Source organism: Devosia sp. T2-14, from assembly GCF_055397495.1.
The window spans coordinates 1,303,328-1,317,842 of the sequence record NZ_AP027921.1 but is presented as its reverse complement, the minus strand read 5'-3'; the positions used below and the strand labels follow the sequence as shown (position 1 = coordinate 1,317,842).

The window sequence follows — 14,515 nt, the reverse complement described above, 5'->3', positions numbered from 1 at the left end:
CGTTCCGTCAACGATGGCGAACCTCGGGATGGATTCCGGCTCGAGGCCGGGATGACACTGAGTTTGTTGAGACCTCGGAGAGGCCGATGACCAGCATCAACCTGCCCAATGCCGACCGTTCCGTCACCAGCTATACCCTGACCGGCACGCCCATTCCCTTCGTTCGCCACAAGGCCACTGACTTCAACCGCGTGGCCTATGCCGCCGCCCATGTCGTCGCCGACCCGCTGGCCAGCAACGATCCCTGGCTCACCCCCGCGATCGACTGGGACACGACGCTCAAATTCCGCCATCGCCTCTGGGATCTCGGTCTCGGCGTCGCCGAAGCCATGGATACTGCCCAGCGCGGCATGGGTCTGGGCTGGGCCGAAGCGCAGGAGCTGATCCGCCGCTCGCAGGTGGAGGCCCGCACGCGCGATGACTCGCTGATCGCCTATGGAGCTGGCACCGATCACCTCACCCCCGGCCCCGATGTCACCATCGACCAGATCATCGCTGCTTATGAGGAGCAGGTCGGCTTCGTCGAAGGCCAGGGCGGACGGGTCATCCTGATGGCGAGCCGGGCGCTAGCCGCCGCCGCCAAGTCACCGGATGATTATGCGCGGGTCTATGGCCGCATCCTCAGCCAGGTCAAACAGCCGGTCATCATGCACTGGCTGGGCGAGATGTTCGATCCGGCGCTTCAGGGCTACTGGGGCAATGTCGATCACGCCGCCGCCATGGATGTCTGCCTCGACGTGATCGCGGCCAATGCCCACAATGTCGACGGCATCAAGATCTCCCTGCTCTCGGCCGAGAAGGAAATCGCCATGCGCCGGCGCCTGCCGGCCTCGGTCAAGATGTATACCGGCGACGACTTCAACTATGCTGAACTGATTGCCGGGGACGATCAGGGCTTTTCCCACGCCCTGCTCGGTATTTTCGACGCCATCGCCCCGGCCGCCTCGGCAGCTCTGGCGGCGCTGGGCAAGGGCAACAATAACGAGTTCTTCGACCTGCTCGAACCCACCGTGCCGCTGAGCCGCCACATCTTCGCGGCCCCGACGCGCTTCTACAAAACCGGCGTGGTGTTTCTCGCCTATCTCAATGGCTTGCAGGACCATTTTGCCATGGTCGGCGGGCAGCAGTCGACCCGCTCGGTGCAGCACCTGAGCGAACTGTTCAGGCTGGCCGACAAGGCCCGCGTGCTGGCCGATCCCGACCTTGCCGTCAAGCGCATGCAGGCGGTGCTCGCCGTGAACGGAGTGAAGTGATGAGCGAACGTGCGATTTCCCTGAACCTGGCGACGACGCGCCAGGTCTGGGGCTTTGCCGAGGCGGTGGATGGGTGCCTGCGCGCCGGGATCACCGCGATTTCCCCCTGGCGCGACCAGATCGCCGCCATCGGGCTCGATGAGGCGGCGCGCATCGTCCGGTCCAACGGCATTCAGGTCACCGGCGTTTGCCGGGGCGGCATGTTTCCCGCCGAGACCGCCGCCGGTCGGCAGACCCAGATCGATGACAACCTCCGTGCCATCGACGAAGCGGCTGCCCTCAATGCCGACTGCCTTGTGCTGGTGGTCGGTGGCCTGCCGGGGAGCTCGAAAGATCTCCCCGGCGCACGCCAGATGGTCAGCGACGGCATTGCCGCCATGCTGCCCCATGCGCGCGCTTCGGGCGTCAAGATCGCCATCGAGCCGCTGCATCCGATGTATGCGGCCGACCGCGCCTGCGTGAACACCATCGATCAGGCGCTCGATATCTGCGAAACGCTGGGCGAGACCGTGGGCGTCGCCATCGACGTCTACCATGTGTGGTGGGATCCCAATCTCGCGAAGGCCATCGCCCGGGCCGGCCGCATGAACCGCATCTTCGCCCACCATATCTGCGACTGGCTGGTGCCGACGCGCGACATGCTGCTCGATCGCGGCATGATGGGCGATGGCGTCATCGATCTGCCCGCCATCCGCCGCATGGTGGAGGATGCCGGCTTTTTCGGCCCGCAGGAGGTCGAAATCTTTTCGACGGAGAACTGGTGGAAGCGTCCGGGGGACGAGGTGCTCGCGGTCATCAAGGAGCGCGTCGCGACGGTCTGCTAGATACTGGAGACCCCGGGCTCGCCAGTCCGGGGTTTTGACTGTCAGACCCGGTTGAACGTCAGGGTCTGGCAGAGGATCACCGCCCGACAGCCGGTAATGGTAATCGCGTCGGGGGCAACCTGCTTGATGGTGGCGGCCGCCGTGGCGCCATTGAGCGTCACCGTGCCCTTCCACTCATTGGCCGCACTCTGCTTGGCCTGCATCACCTGCTTGTTGATCAGGGCCACATTCTGCGCGGTGCGGGAATTGCCCTGCACATCGAGCAGGACGCCGCAGATGGCGGTGCCATCACCGCACATCGAGAACTTGAAGGCTGTGCCGTAGCTATCCTGCCATTTGCCGGCGGCGTTGGCGGCGGGATCGGCGTAGCTGGGGGCGAGTGTCGCGGCGCACACTGCAGCCACAGCGAGAATCGTTTTTACAATCCGCATGGTTTCTCCAGGCAATGTTTAGTCGACCTGGAGCAAACGCTGGCTTTTGGCCATCGGTTGCACCCCTGCGACAATCTGACCATCAGCGCCGGAAAGTGGCCGCGATCTCGATATGGGTCGATTGGGTGAACTGATCCACGGCGACGAGGTCGCTGATCACATAGCCTCCCGCCAAAAGTATGGCAGCGTCGCGAGCAAAGGTGCGCGCATCGCAGGCTATCATCACCACGGTCTTGACCTTGGATTTGGCGAGTTCCCGCACCTGCGCCTCGGCCCCTGCACGGGGCGGATCGAGCACGACCGCATCGCAGTTGAACTCGAACTGGGTCAGCGGATCGCGGAACAGGTCGCGCGGCTTGGCGGTAATTTCACGCAGCCCCTTGGCAAAGCGGCGTGCCTTGTCGAGTGCGGCAATGGCCGGCTTGTCGCTATCGAAGGCGACGACGGGGCGCTGTTCGGCAAGGCGCAGCGCGAAGGGGCCGACGCCACAGAACAGATCATAGACCAGCTTGGCCTTGCCCACGGCATTGACCACGTAGTCGCCCAGCGCCTGTTCGGCTGATGCGGTCGCCTGCAGGAAGCTGCCGATCGGCAGTTCCACCCGCGCCCGGCCCATTTCCATGACAGGCGGCTGGGTCTGCAGCACCATTTCACCATTGAGCGACAGGCGCGCCAGCTTGTAGCGGGCCACGAGTGGAGCCACGCGGTCGGCGCGCGCCTGCTTTTTCTCGGTGCGCACCACGACGTCGAGCCCGCTCAGCGTGGCGGTAAAGCTTACATCGGCCTCGCCCACCACCTGCATCACCGCCCGGGCGATATCGGGCGCGCGCGCCAGTCCCGGCACCAGGATGGGGCAGGCATCAAGGTCGATCACCTCATGGCTGCGCAGGCGCATATAGCCGGCGCCTTCCCTGCGGGCATGCAGGGTTGCGCGACGGCGCCCCTCGCCACCTGCATGGATGAAGCGGGAGACTTTTTCATCTATCCCGGCAAAGCGCAGCGGGGTCTCGACCAGCCCGGTCTTGAAGGCCTCGTAGCTGGGCCCATCCATGTGCTGCAGCTGGCAGCCGCCGCAGACGCCAAAATGCGGGCAGAACGGGGTGGCCCGGTTCTGCGCCGGGGTGACCACCGATACGAGCGTGCCGCGCTCGCCATCCGCCGTGATCTCGACCGTCTCGCCCGGCAGGGCAAACGGCACATAGACCTTGCGGCCCTCGATCTCGGCGACACCCTCGCCCTTATGGCCGAGGCTGGAAATGGTTGTGGTGATGGTCATGGACGTCCGGGGCTTGCTGAACTGGCTGAGTACCCCGTTCCGCCGCCAAAGCCAACCACGCAGCGCGTACGGGCAGAGACCCGCGGATCAAGTCCGCGGGTCTCTATTTGTGCCCCTTAAGGCCGGCTTGCCCACTCCAGAAGGCTCGCGAGCCCCACAAACGGCACACCGGCATGCTCGCTCAGCCCGGAGGCGCAGGTGCTGACGGTCGAGACGCCCAGCGTGCAGAGCGCCGGAATGTCCTGCTTGGCGAAGCGCGTGGCGTGGCTGTTCAGCTCGGGGAAGAACAGGCCCTTGTCGCCGGCATAGCCGCAGCAGGTGACCGAGCTCAGCACCGCAATCTCGTCGGCACAGGCCCGGGCGATAGCCTCGGTCATGGGCTGCTCGGCCAGCCGCTGGGCTGAGCAATTGTGATGCACGGCCACGACGGGCAGCTTGCGAGTAATCGCCAGCTTGGGCAGCACATGGGTCAGCAGGAACTGGCTGGAATCGAGCACCGGCGCGTCGCCGGGAAATTCCTTGAGATGCTTGGCGCAGGTCGAGGCGTCGGTAACGACACTGAGCCGCCCCGCATCGGAGAGAGCCGACAATTCGCGCTTGAGCGCTCCGCCCACTTCGGCCGCCTTTTCGGGGAAGCCCTTGGACTGGAACGGCTGGCCGCAGCATTGCCCGTTGAGGTTTTCCGGAATGATGACGTCGTAGCCGGCCCGCTCGAGCAGGGCCAGCACGGCATCGGGCACCGAGAGCAGGTCATGCTCGGTCTTGGGCGCCCCGAACATGCGGGTGGCGCAGCTGGGGAAATAGACGATCGACTGCCGTTCGCTCTGCGCGATCGGCACCGGGAAACCGCTTTGGCGCGGATCCTGTCGATTGATCCTGGCTTTGGGCGCGCCAGGCCCGGCACGGAGGGCCCGCGACACGCGCGGAACCCGGTCGCCGGTCAGGCGCCGCGCCACGTCGGTAATGGCTTCCACGGCCGGGGCGGGAATCACCTTGCGGGCGATATCGGCCATGCCGACGCCACCGCGCATGAGAGTTTCAACGCTCCCCAGATGATCGGCGGCAAAGCCGGCCACGGTCCGGGCGGTGTCGCCGCGCCGCTGGCCGCGCTGGCCGATGATCATGGTGCCGGTTTCGATGCCCACCGGGCAGCGCACCGAGCAGAGATTGCAGGCCGCGCAGGTATCGAGCCCGGCATATTGGAAATCGTCATCGAGGCGCTTGAGCCGCGCCGGATCTTCTCCGCTGGCGCGCAGGCGTTCGCGTTCACGCGTCACGGCGATACGCTGGCGCGGCGACAGGGTCATCTGGTGGCTGGGGCAGGCCGGCTCGCAGAACCCGCATTCGATGCACAGGTCCACCAGCTCGTCGGCGAGCGGCATGACCTTGAGATTCTTGATGTGGATCTTGTCGTCGCGATTGAGCAGCACGCCCGGATTGAGCAGATATTCGGGGTCGAACAGTTCCTTGATGCGGAACATCAGCGCATAGGCGGTGCTGCCCCATTCGGCCTCGACGAAGGGCGCGATGGCGCGGCCGGTGCCGTGCTCGGCCTTGAGCGAGCCGCCATATTGCACCGAGACCAGCTGCGAGAGTTCCTGGTTGAACAGGTCGAACTTTTCCGCGGCGCCCGGCTCGGCGAAATTGTCGCTCATCTGGAAATGCAGGTTTCCGGCCAACGCGTGGCCGAAAATGATGGCATCCTGGTAGCCGTGATGGTCCAGCAAAGCGCGCATATCGACGACGAATTCGGCCAGGTGCTCGATCGGCGCCGCCACGTCTTCGGTCAGCATCACCGTGCCCTTGGGCCGGGCCGCGCCGCCGGTGGTGAAGAAGCCCTTGCGTACGTCCCAAAGGGCATCGGACACCGCCGGATCGGTCGAGAAATCAACCTGGGTCGCGCCATTGCGGGTGAGGATTTCGACCGTCTTGGCCGTCTCAGTGGCGAGTTCGGCCTCGGTGGGCGCCGCCACGTCGATCAGCACGGCCGGCGAATTCTCGGTCAGCCAGGGCAGGAGGGGGGCGAGGGGCTTCAGATGCTCCACCGTCGCCAGCGCGCGCCGCTCGATGTATTCGGCGGCGGTCACGCCCGTCGTCACCTGCACGCCGCCATTGGCCAGTTCGATGATGGCGCGGCCGGCAGCCTGCGGATCGGGGAACGGCACCAGAGCCGTGGCCTTGAAGGGATGCTCGGGAATGGTGTTGTAGGTCACTTCCGACACGAAGCCGAGCGTGCCTTCCGAGCCCACGATCAGGTGGATCAGGATATCGAGCGGGTCGTGATAGTCGACCAGCGCATTGAGCGAATAGCCCACCGTATTCTTGATGCGGTATTTGTGGCGGATCAGCGCCACCAGCTCGGCATCGGCCATCACCTCGTGATGCAGCGCCCCGATGGCGTCGAGCATGGCGCCGTGGCTGGCGCGGAACGCATCGCGGCTCGCCGCATCGCCCGAATCGAGCATGGTGCCGTCGGGCAGCACGATGCGCAGGCGCGCCATGGTGTGATAGGTATTGTAGGCAACGCCGCAGCACATGCCCGAGGAATTGTTGTTGACCACGCCACCGATCTTGCAGGTGGCCTGGCTGGCGGGATCGGGCCCGATCTTCTTGTTGAACGGCTTCAGCGCCCGGTTGGCATGGGCGACGATAATTGCCGGTCCCAGCGTCACCTGCTCGGCGCCCGGATGGATTTCGAGCTTGCGCCAGCCATCACCCAGCACCGCCAGAACACCATCGGTGACGGCCTGGCCGGACAGCGATGTGCCTGCCGCCCGGAAGGTGATCGGCAGCCCTTCGGCCCGCGCCGCGGTCATGACCGCGCGCACCTCGTCCTCGGAATTGATGAACACCACCACCGCCGGGATCAGCCGGTAGGAACTGGCATCCCCGCTCCAGGCATAGGTCATCAGGGGATCGGTATGGATCCGGCCCTTGACCTGCCCCTTGAGGCGGGCGGCGACGCGTTCACCGGCGGCCTGGCGATCAAGCGGCTGGGAGGATGAGGTAGGCGAAAGGACGGCTTGCTGCATAATGCTTGCCGTAACATGTTAGCCAAGGCTCTGGAAAGAGCTTGTCAGTGCCACGGGCGAAGGATTTGCTTTCACATTTGAGGAACGGGCGCGCGCCCGGCAAGGGAGGACTTGATGCCCGGGGTCAATTGGCTGGCGGTGATCGCCGCAGCGCTTTCCATGTTCGTGATCGGCGGGATCTGGTACTCGCCCCTGCTGTTCGACAAAGCCTGGCGCCGCGCCGCCAATCTCAGCGACGCCGATGTGGCGCGCGGCAATCCCGCGGTGATCTTCGGCCTCGCCTTCGTGCTCTGCCTGATCATGGCGGCCAACCTGCCTTCTTCATCGCAGGACCGGATATGACGCTCGGCTTTGCCATGGGCGCCGCACTGGCGGCCGGCCTCGGCTGGGCTGCTCTCAGCGTCGGCGTGCTCACACTCTTCGAGCGCCGCCCGCTCAGCTACTTCCTGATCAATGGCGGCTACCTCACCCTCGGCTTTGCAGTGATGGGACTGATTCTGGGGCTTTGGCGCTAGGGGCTCGCCCGCAGGGAGCACACAAAAAGAGCGGCGACTCACTTCGCCGCCCTGCCGTCAAAATCTGGCTCAGATGTCCACGTCGTCGTCGCCCAGCGCCTCGATCTCGACTGCCGCGCGCCGCAGGATTTCGGCGGTCTGGCGCTGCTGCTCCTCGCTGGCCCGGCGCGCCTTCTTGATCGCCGATTTCACCGCCTTGCGGGCCTCGTTGAGCTCGGGCACCACATCCTTGAGATCGCGATCGGCGTCGGGCTGCGGGCCGGGGCCCCAGCCGGGACCACCCCGATGGGGCGGACGTTCGCCGAAATCGGGCCCTTGTTCGCGGTTGAACGGCCAGTCGGCCCGGGCGAATTCGCGGAAGCGGTTCATCTGCTCGCCGGCCTTGGCGAGGAATGCCAAAGTCGATTCGATTGCATCGCGATTGTCGGCGAGGTGGGCGCGGCCCTCGTCGGTGATCGTATAGAGCTTTTTGTTGCCGTCGGCTTCCGAGGTGACGTAGCCGGCCTCTTCGAGGAAGGTCAGCGCCGGATAGACGATGCCGGGGCTGGGCGTATAGAAGCCCGCAGATTTTTCCTCGACCGCCTTGATCAGGTCATAGCCGTGGCGCGGTTGCTGGTCGATCAGGTAGAGCGCCACCAGCCGCAGGTCGCCTGCCGCCAGCATGCGCCCGATGCGAAAATTGCCGCCCATATTGCCCCAGCCCTCGCCGCCTTCCATGCCCGAGGCGAAACGCCCCCAGCCGCGACGCGCCATGGCCTCCATCGCGCGCCAGTTTGGTTCGCCATTCTTCCAATAGGTACTCATGATAGGTCTCCGATATATCGTGTGCGCCCCTGCGACAGAAGATCGGTGCCGAAGACGGCGCTTTCAAGATATATCTTACGATAGTTTCGGCCGAAGCCGCGCAGCAAAAAGCCCGCGGCGCTGAGGCCACGGGCTTTCCGGAAATCTGCGATATCGCCCCGGGGCTTAGGCCGCCGAAGACACCTGACGGGCAAACTGCCCGTTCTTGCGATAGCGGTAGAGGTAGCTTGGCAGGATCGTATCCATCGCCGTCGGCGTGATGCCGAAGGCCTCGAAGGTGCGCTTGTCCTTGATAGCGGCATCCGACACCACATTGTCGACGCCCAGCAGTTCCACCTGGTCGCTGGTGATCAGCGGCTTGATCGGCAGGATGGCAAAGGGCAGGGCCAGGAACTTGGCAAGGCCGGCCGACAGCGGCACCAGCGGGCGGATGCGCATGGTTTCGCGCTGCACGCGCTCCACCAGTTCGCGATTGGTTTCCACCTGCGGCCCGCCCAGCTCATAGATGCGGCCCGTCTTGACCTTGCCTTCAGCCGCCAGCACCACGGCCTCGGCCACGTCGCCGACATAGGCGGGCTGGAAGCGGGTGTCGCCGCCAACCAGCGGGAAGAGCGGGAACATGCGCGACAGCGCGCCCATCAGGTTGAAGAAGCCGTCGCCCTGCCCGAACAGCACCGACGGGCGCAGGATCACGGCATTGGGGTAGGCCTTGAGCACATTGGCTTCACCGGCCAGCTTGCTGGCGGCATAGCGGCTGACCCCGGCGGCCTGGTCGACGCCAAGTGCCGAGACATGCACCAGCGAACCAACGCCGGCGGCCTTGGCCGCGGCGACGATATTGCCGGCACCTTCGGCATGCACCGCATCAAACGACTGCTTGCCGCGCGAATGCTGGACACCCACCAGGTTGATGACGATTTCGGAATCGGCCACCGCGCGCTGCACCGAAGCCATGTTGCGCACATTGGCCTGAATCGGCTGCACCTGCCCGACGCTGCCATACATTTTGACATGCAGTGCCAGGTCCGGACGGCGCACCGCCACCCGGATGCGGTGCCCGCGCTGCGCCAGCAATTGCACGATCTGGGTACCGACAAATCCCGAACCGCCGAATACGGTGACGAGTTTGGGTTCGATGCGATCCATCTTGAGCTCCGGAAGCAGGCGTAAATCTTCCCGCTTCTAGCCCAGAGCAGGCGGCTGTGTCGAGGGCTGCGGGCGCGGCGGCACTTGACTCTGGCGGGTATTCGTTCTTGATTTGTTCACGCACTTCCCAAGAAAGTCCCCATCATGCCCGCCACCGCCACTTATCACGGTCAATGCCATTGCGGCGCCGTGCGCTATACCGCCACCACCGATCTCGCCTCCCCCGGCGATTGCAACTGCTCACGCTGCCGCCGTCTGGGCTGGGTGATGCAGTCGCTGCCCGCCGCCGATTTTACCCTCGAGCGCGGTGAGGACAATCTGGCCGTCTATCACTTCAGCACCCAAACCATCGACCACCTCTTCTGCAAGACATGCGGCATCGAATCGTTCGCGCGCGGCTCGGACGGCAAGGGCAACGAGCTGGTAATGATCAATATCCACTGCCTGGAGGATGCGCCGGCCATCGATCCCGCCGCAATCAAGCACTGGGATGGGGCTAACTGGTGATGGTTTTGAAAAGAATGCAAAATCGCCGTTGACATCCATCCGCGACGCCCATATTCACACCCTCGCAGCCCAGATGGCGGAATTGGTAGACGCGCACGGTTCAGGTCCGTGTACCGCAAGGTGTGGAAGTTCGAGTCTTCTTCTGGGCACCAATTTTGAACCCCGGTCACGACGCAAGTCGCGGCCGGGGTTTTGGTTTTTGGCGTCCGCTTGGGATGGCATCCCGGCCGATGGGCCCCGCCGTCTTCCCATGGCCCCAATGCTGTGCCATCAGAGTTGCCAGCATTTTTAGGCAAGTTTCAGAGAACGCACATGGCCATCCGACTGCACCGCGGCGACCTGCCCGACCTCTCTCGCTATGGCCGCGAGGTCGCGATCGACACCGAGACCATGGGCCTCAATCCACATCGTGACCGTCTCTGCGTGGTGCAGCTTTCGCCCGGCGATGGCAGCGCCGATATCGTGCAGATCCCGCAGAACGCCACCGAGGCGCCCAATCTGGTCAAGCTGCTCGGCGACGCCAATGTCACCAAGATCTTCCACTACGCGCGATTCGACGTCGCCGCGCTGCGCAACCGGTTCGGCGTGGTCACCGGCCCCGTCTACTGCACCAAGATCGCCAGCAAGCTGGTGCGCACCTATACCGACCGGCACGGCCTCAAGGACCTGGTGCGCGAGCTGCTCAATGTGGACCTCTCCAAGCAGCAGCAGAGCTCGGATTGGGGCGGGGACAAGCTCAGCGACGCCCAGCTCGATTACGCGGCCTCCGACGTGCTCTACCTGCACGATCTCAAGCGCCATCTCGATCGCATGCTGAAGCGCGAGGGCCGGATGGAGCTGGCGCAGTCCTGCTTCGATTTCCTGAAGACGCGTTGCGAGCTCGACCTGAACGGTTGGGAAGAAACCGACATTTTCGCCCATAGCTGAGCCCCCGGGAGCGGCCATGACCCTGCATGCGGACGCCGACCAGCGCGCAGCGATCTATCGAAAACTGCAGGCGCGCAACCGGCTGGTGAGCCTGCTGCGCCTTGCCGTGCCGGCCCTCGGGGTCGTCGCGCTGGTGATTCTGGTCGGGCAGATCTATGTCGCCAGCCTGGGCAGCCGGTTCGGGGTCAACCAGATCGCCTTCACCCAGGACATGGTGACGGTGGTGGCACCCGAATATGCGGGCCTGCTAGATGACGGCACCGGCTATCACGTCTCGGCCATTTCGGCCGAGGCCCAGGCCGACGCCACCGAGCGCATCGCGCTGATCGAGGCCTCCCTGACCATGACCAAGCTCGACGGGGTCATCATGACCGTGCAGGCGCCGCGCGCGGTGCTCGATACGATCCGCCAGCAGGTCGAGATCGCCGACGTGGCCTATGTCGCCAATTCGCTGGGCACGCGGGGCACGATCCACGATTCGGTCTTTGACTTCGCGACACAGACCCTGGTCGGCAACGGCCCCGTCATTATCGATTATGACGATGGAACCCATCTGGAGGCCGACGGCATTGAGTATGATGCGGTGAGCCTCGTCTGGACATTCAAGCGGGCGGCAGTCACCCTGCCCGACACACCCGGGCCCAAGGACAAATCATGATCAAGCGTCTCCTGCTGGTTCTCGCCCTCTGCCTGCCGATTCCCCAGGCCTTTGCCCAGCAAAAGGTCGAAATCACCGCCGACCTGTTCACGGTCGATGAAAAGACCCAGGAAGTGGTGTTCACCGGCAATGTCGTGGTGGTTCATCCCAATGTGAAAGTGTGGGCCAACAAGGTCGTCGCCGTCTATGGCGAGGGCGGCACCAGCGACATTGAGAGCTTCGTCGCCACTGACAATGTCAAGCTCGAGACCAAGGATCAGGTGGCCACCGGCGAACGCGCCGTGTTCACGCCCGCCGACCAGATGATGCGGCTCACCGGCAATGTCTCGGTGGTCAATGCCAGCGGCACGATCGGGGCGGGGGAACTGGTGGTCAATCTGGCCACCAATGTCTCGACCTTTACCGGCAATAGCAGCGGCGGCCGCGTCACCGGGGTGTTTACCTCCCAATGAGTGACGCCAGCTCCACAACGCGCATCGACCAGACCGGCTGGCTGGTGGCGCATGGCCTGGCCAAGAGCTTTGGCAAGCGCGTCGTCGTGCGCGACGTGTCGATCGCGGTGCGGCGCGGCGAGGCCGTGGGCCTGCTCGGCCCCAATGGGGCGGGCAAGACCACCGTCTTCACCATGATCATGGGGCTGGTCAAACCCGGTGCCGGCACGATCAGCCTCGATGGCCACGACATTACCCGCCTGCCGCTGTTCCAGCGCGGGCAGCTGGGCATTGGTTACTTGCCGCAGGAACCGTCGATTTTCCGCGGGCTGACGGTCAGCGGCAATATCCTGGCGGTGCTGGAAAACCACGTGAAGGGCCGCAAGGAGCGCCAGCGGCGGCTCGAGGCGCTCTTGGAGGAATTCTCCATCCAGCACCTGGCCAAGGCCAATGCGCTGGCCCTGTCGGGCGGCGAGCGCCGCCGCGTCGAGATCGCCCGGGCGCTGGCCGCCGATCCGGTCTTCATGCTGCTCGATGAGCCCTTTGCCGGTGTCGATCCCATCGCCGTTGCCGAAGTGAAGGGTCTTGTGCGCCAGCTGACCCGGCGCGGCATCGGCGTTCTCATCACCGACCACGCCGTGCGCGAAACGCTCGGCCTCGTCGACCGCGCCTATGTCATCCATGGCGGCAAGGTGATGATCCAGGGCCGCCCCGAAACCATCAGCGCCGACCCCGACGCCCGCCGCGTCTATCTCGGCGAGGGTTTTGAGCTGTAGCACTGCCGCGCAGACTTGGCACAAAACTTGCCGGTAAACTTGGCCCGAATCTTGCTCACCCCAGCGAATTGGGTCATGGTCCCGCCCGGAAAACGGGCACAGGATTTCGCATAGAATGGCACTTTCGCCGCGGCTGGAGTTTCGTCAGACCCAGAGTCTGACCCTGACGCCGCAGCTGATGCAGTCCATCCGCATGCTGCAGCTCAGCCATCTCGAACTCAACGAACTGGTCGATGCCGAATTGCTGGTCAATCCGCTGCTCGAACGCGAGGACGGCAGCGAGCCCGGTGAGTCTGAATCGGCAGAGCCGGCCGAGGCGCCCGAGCGTTCGACCGAGATCAGCGCCTATGAGGATACCGTCGATCGCGGCGAGCGCATCCAGGATGCCGATTCAATTGCCGATGGCTATGACACGGCCGTCGAGAACGTCTTTCCCGACCAGAGCGCGCAGGACCAGCTCAACCCGCAAAGCCGGCTGGACCGCGCCGGCGCCAGCGCCAGCGGGGAAGCACCCGATATCGACCAGTTCGTCGCGGCGCGCCCCCTGCTGGGCGAGCATCTGGAGCGGCAGGCCAATATGCTGCTGCGCACCGCTGCCGACCGGCTGATCGCCACCCACCTGATCGATAGCCTCAACGATGCCGGCTATCTCACCGCCGATCTCGACGCTTTGGCCGACCAGCTCGGCGCCGAACTCGGCGATATCGAGGCGGTGCTCGACGTGCTGCAGGGGTGCGACCCCATCGGGGTCTTTGCCCGCTCGGTGCCCGAATGCCTGGCCCTGCAGCTGCGCGACCGCGACCGGCTCGATCCGATGATGATGGCGCTGCTCGAGCATATCCACCTGCTGGCCGAGCATGACATGGCCAGGCTGATGCGCGCCGTGGGCTGTGATCGCGAAGACCTCAACGACATGCTGGCCGAAATCCGCCAGCTCGATCCCAAGCCGGGCCTGGCCTTTGACCGGGGCCCGGTGGAATCGGTCGTGCCCGATGTGTTCGTGCGCCGGGGCCCGGACGGCGCCTGGCAGCTCGAACTCAACAGCGAGGTGCTGCCGCGCGTGCTGGTCAACCGGGTCTATTATGCCACGGTGACCAAGAAGACCCGCGACCCCGCCGAAAAGGCGTTCCTGTCGGAGTGCCTGGCCACCGCCAACTGGCTGACCAAGAGCCTCGACCAGCGCGCGCAGACCATTTTGAAAGTGGCGGCCGAAATCGTGCGCCAGCAGGATGGCTTTCTCACCCACGGCATTGCCCATTTGCGGCCGATGACGCTGAAAATGGTCGCCGAAACTATCGACATGCATGAATCGACCGTCAGCCGGGTGACGTCGAACAAATATATGGCCACGCCGCGCGGGCTCTATGAGATGAAATACTTCTTCACCACGGCGATTGCTTCCAGCGATGGCGGGGGCGAGCATTCGGCCGAGGCGGTGCGCCACCGCATCCGCCAGCTGATCGATGCCGAAGCGGTCAGCAATATTCTCAGCGACGACACCATTGCCGAGGTCCTCAAGAAGGAACAGGGAATCGACGTGGCCCGCCGCACCGTCGCCAAATACCGCGAGGGCATGAACATTCCCTCCTCGGTGATCCGACGCCGGCAGAAGAAAAACCTGCAGGACAACGGCTAACAGGCAGCTCGCCCGCCAGCTCCCACGAGACGTGGCACAGCGCAAAAACCTGCGACCTCGGCCGGTTCCCCGCCCAGGCAGATCCGTCAATTTTGGAAGATGGCGAAGCCTAGTGCCAATGGCGGGCGAAGTCCAAAGGATAAACGGCCCTGTTGGGGGAGTTCCACATTGCCCCTCGATACCTGCGGGTCTAGCATCGCAGGTGTGCGCTGCCCACATGTTAGGGGCAGAGTGCAGACGTGATCCCGAAAAACCGGGAACCGGCTTTTCGGAATCTTGGCGTCGAATCAGAACGACAC

Annotated in this window: 15 protein-coding genes and 1 tRNA gene; 11 read left to right on the top strand and 5 right to left on the bottom strand. The window is 64.6% G+C overall.

Annotation, left to right across the window (positions count from 1 at the left end; genetic code table 11):
- Positions 1-86 precede the first annotated feature (86 nt).
- Both ACZ5WT_RS06545 and ACZ5WT_RS06540 read left to right on the top strand, forming a co-directional pair.
- The gene (locus tag ACZ5WT_RS06545; RefSeq protein WP_464286572.1) at positions 87-1,253 is read left to right on the top strand and encodes a dihydrodipicolinate synthase family protein; all 1,167 of its coding nucleotides are present in this window, start codon (positions 87-89) and stop codon (positions 1,251-1,253) included.
- Positions 1,253-2,077, top strand: a complete 825-nt coding sequence (locus ACZ5WT_RS06540) for a sugar phosphate isomerase/epimerase family protein (protein ID WP_464286571.1) — start codon at positions 1,253-1,255, stop codon at positions 2,075-2,077. Before ACZ5WT_RS06545 ends, ACZ5WT_RS06540 begins: the two co-directional genes overlap by 1 nt.
- A gap of 41 nt (positions 2,078-2,118) precedes the next feature.
- Here the strand turns inward: ACZ5WT_RS06540 and ACZ5WT_RS06535 are convergent, their stop codons facing one another.
- The 3 genes from ACZ5WT_RS06535 to ACZ5WT_RS06525 all read right to left on the bottom strand — a co-directional run bounded on the left by ACZ5WT_RS06535 (position 2,119) and on the right by ACZ5WT_RS06525 (position 6,816).
- The gene (locus tag ACZ5WT_RS06535) at positions 2,119-2,508 is read right to left on the bottom strand and encodes a DUF2147 domain-containing protein (RefSeq protein WP_464286570.1); all 390 of its coding nucleotides are present in this window, start codon (positions 2,506-2,508) and stop codon (positions 2,119-2,121) included.
- Positions 2,509-2,590: 82 nt separating this feature from the next.
- Positions 2,591-3,784 carry a class I SAM-dependent RNA methyltransferase gene (locus ACZ5WT_RS06530; protein WP_464286569.1) on the bottom strand — a complete coding sequence of 398 codons (1,194 nt, stop codon included), beginning with the start codon at positions 3,782-3,784 and terminating at the stop codon, positions 2,591-2,593.
- A 116-nt stretch (positions 3,785-3,900) separates the two neighbouring features.
- The gene (locus tag ACZ5WT_RS06525; protein ID WP_464286568.1) at positions 3,901-6,816 is read right to left on the bottom strand and encodes an FAD-binding and (Fe-S)-binding domain-containing protein; all 2,916 of its coding nucleotides are present in this window, start codon (positions 6,814-6,816) and stop codon (positions 3,901-3,903) included.
- Between the two features lie 114 nt (positions 6,817-6,930).
- Between ACZ5WT_RS06525 and ACZ5WT_RS06520 the strand changes: the two genes are divergently transcribed.
- Together ACZ5WT_RS06520 and ACZ5WT_RS06515 are read left to right on the top strand one after the other, a co-directional pair.
- Positions 6,931-7,158, top strand: coding sequence for a DUF1761 domain-containing protein (locus ACZ5WT_RS06520; RefSeq protein ID WP_464286567.1), 228 nt, complete (start codon positions 6,931-6,933; stop codon positions 7,156-7,158).
- Positions 7,155-7,331 carry a DUF1761 family protein gene (locus ACZ5WT_RS06515; RefSeq protein WP_464286566.1) on the top strand — a complete coding sequence of 59 codons (177 nt, stop codon included), beginning with the start codon at positions 7,155-7,157 and terminating at the stop codon, positions 7,329-7,331. The genes ACZ5WT_RS06520 and ACZ5WT_RS06515 overlap by 4 nt, the downstream gene beginning before the upstream one ends.
- A 69-nt stretch (positions 7,332-7,400) precedes the next feature.
- On the opposite strand, the gene ACZ5WT_RS06510 is transcribed toward ACZ5WT_RS06515, so the two are convergent.
- Together ACZ5WT_RS06510 and ACZ5WT_RS06505 are read right to left on the bottom strand one after the other, a co-directional pair.
- A complete protein-coding gene (locus ACZ5WT_RS06510; RefSeq protein WP_464286565.1) occupies positions 7,401-8,135 on the bottom strand; it encodes a PadR family transcriptional regulator in 735 nt (244 codons plus the stop codon).
- 165 nt (positions 8,136-8,300) lie between these two features.
- On the bottom strand, positions 8,301-9,281 hold the full coding sequence (locus ACZ5WT_RS06505; protein WP_464286564.1) for a complex I NDUFA9 subunit family protein: 981 nt from the start codon (positions 9,279-9,281) through the stop codon (positions 8,301-8,303).
- 144 nt (positions 9,282-9,425) lie between these two features.
- On the opposite strand from ACZ5WT_RS06505, the gene ACZ5WT_RS06500 reads away from it, so the two are divergent.
- The 7 genes from ACZ5WT_RS06500 (at position 9,426) to rpoN (ending at position 14,216) form a co-directional block, all read left to right on the top strand.
- A complete protein-coding gene (locus ACZ5WT_RS06500; protein WP_464286563.1) occupies positions 9,426-9,788 on the top strand; it encodes a GFA family protein in 363 nt (120 codons plus the stop codon).
- Positions 9,789-9,855: 67 nt separating this feature from the next.
- A tRNA-Leu gene (locus tag ACZ5WT_RS06495) sits at positions 9,856-9,940 on the top strand.
- Between the two features lie 160 nt (positions 9,941-10,100).
- Positions 10,101-10,715, top strand: a complete 615-nt coding sequence (locus ACZ5WT_RS06490; RefSeq protein ID WP_464286562.1) for a ribonuclease D — start codon at positions 10,101-10,103, stop codon at positions 10,713-10,715.
- A gap of 16 nt (positions 10,716-10,731) precedes the next feature.
- Complete coding sequence (locus ACZ5WT_RS06485) at positions 10,732-11,373, top strand: hypothetical protein (protein WP_464286561.1); 642 nt, start codon at positions 10,732-10,734, stop codon at positions 11,371-11,373.
- On the top strand, positions 11,370-11,825 hold the full coding sequence (locus ACZ5WT_RS06480; protein WP_464286560.1) for an LptA/OstA family protein: 456 nt from the start codon (positions 11,370-11,372) through the stop codon (positions 11,823-11,825). Before ACZ5WT_RS06485 ends, ACZ5WT_RS06480 begins: the two co-directional genes overlap by 4 nt.
- Positions 11,822-12,580, top strand: a complete 759-nt coding sequence (lptB, locus tag ACZ5WT_RS06475) for an LPS export ABC transporter ATP-binding protein (protein WP_464286559.1) — start codon at positions 11,822-11,824, stop codon at positions 12,578-12,580. The genes ACZ5WT_RS06480 and lptB overlap by 4 nt, the downstream gene beginning before the upstream one ends.
- Positions 12,581-12,695: 115 nt before the next feature.
- Positions 12,696-14,216, top strand: coding sequence for an RNA polymerase factor sigma-54 (gene rpoN, locus ACZ5WT_RS06470; protein WP_464286558.1), 1,521 nt, complete (start codon positions 12,696-12,698; stop codon positions 14,214-14,216).
- The last annotated feature ends 299 nt before the right edge of the window (positions 14,217-14,515 follow it).

Bases quoted from the DNA above. Each gene is read 5' to 3' on its own strand.
- ACZ5WT_RS06545 (WP_464286572.1), top strand. From the start codon at position 87: ATGACCAGCATCAACCTGCCCAATGCCGACCGTTCCGTCACCAGCTAT.
- ACZ5WT_RS06540 (WP_464286571.1), top strand. From the start codon at position 1,253: ATGAGCGAACGTGCGATTTCCCTGAACCTGGCGACGACGCGCCAGGTC.
- ACZ5WT_RS06535 (WP_464286570.1), bottom strand. From the start codon at position 2,508: ATGCGGATTGTAAAAACGATTCTCGCTGTGGCTGCAGTGTGCGCCGCG.
- ACZ5WT_RS06530 (WP_464286569.1), bottom strand. From the start codon at position 3,784: ATGACCATCACCACAACCATTTCCAGCCTCGGCCATAAGGGCGAGGGT.
- ACZ5WT_RS06525 (WP_464286568.1), bottom strand. From the start codon at position 6,816: ATGCAGCAAGCCGTCCTTTCGCCTACCTCATCCTCCCAGCCGCTTGAT.
- ACZ5WT_RS06520 (WP_464286567.1), top strand. From the start codon at position 6,931: ATGCCCGGGGTCAATTGGCTGGCGGTGATCGCCGCAGCGCTTTCCATG.
- ACZ5WT_RS06515 (WP_464286566.1), top strand. From the start codon at position 7,155: ATGACGCTCGGCTTTGCCATGGGCGCCGCACTGGCGGCCGGCCTCGGC.
- ACZ5WT_RS06510 (WP_464286565.1), bottom strand. From the start codon at position 8,135: ATGAGTACCTATTGGAAGAATGGCGAACCAAACTGGCGCGCGATGGAG.
- ACZ5WT_RS06505 (WP_464286564.1), bottom strand. From the start codon at position 9,281: ATGGATCGCATCGAACCCAAACTCGTCACCGTATTCGGCGGTTCGGGA.
- ACZ5WT_RS06500 (WP_464286563.1), top strand. From the start codon at position 9,426: ATGCCCGCCACCGCCACTTATCACGGTCAATGCCATTGCGGCGCCGTG.
- ACZ5WT_RS06490 (WP_464286562.1), top strand. From the start codon at position 10,101: ATGGCCATCCGACTGCACCGCGGCGACCTGCCCGACCTCTCTCGCTAT.
- ACZ5WT_RS06485 (WP_464286561.1), top strand. From the start codon at position 10,732: ATGACCCTGCATGCGGACGCCGACCAGCGCGCAGCGATCTATCGAAAA.
- ACZ5WT_RS06480 (WP_464286560.1), top strand. From the start codon at position 11,370: ATGATCAAGCGTCTCCTGCTGGTTCTCGCCCTCTGCCTGCCGATTCCC.
- lptB (WP_464286559.1), top strand. From the start codon at position 11,822: ATGAGTGACGCCAGCTCCACAACGCGCATCGACCAGACCGGCTGGCTG.
- rpoN (WP_464286558.1), top strand. From the start codon at position 12,696: ATGGCACTTTCGCCGCGGCTGGAGTTTCGTCAGACCCAGAGTCTGACC.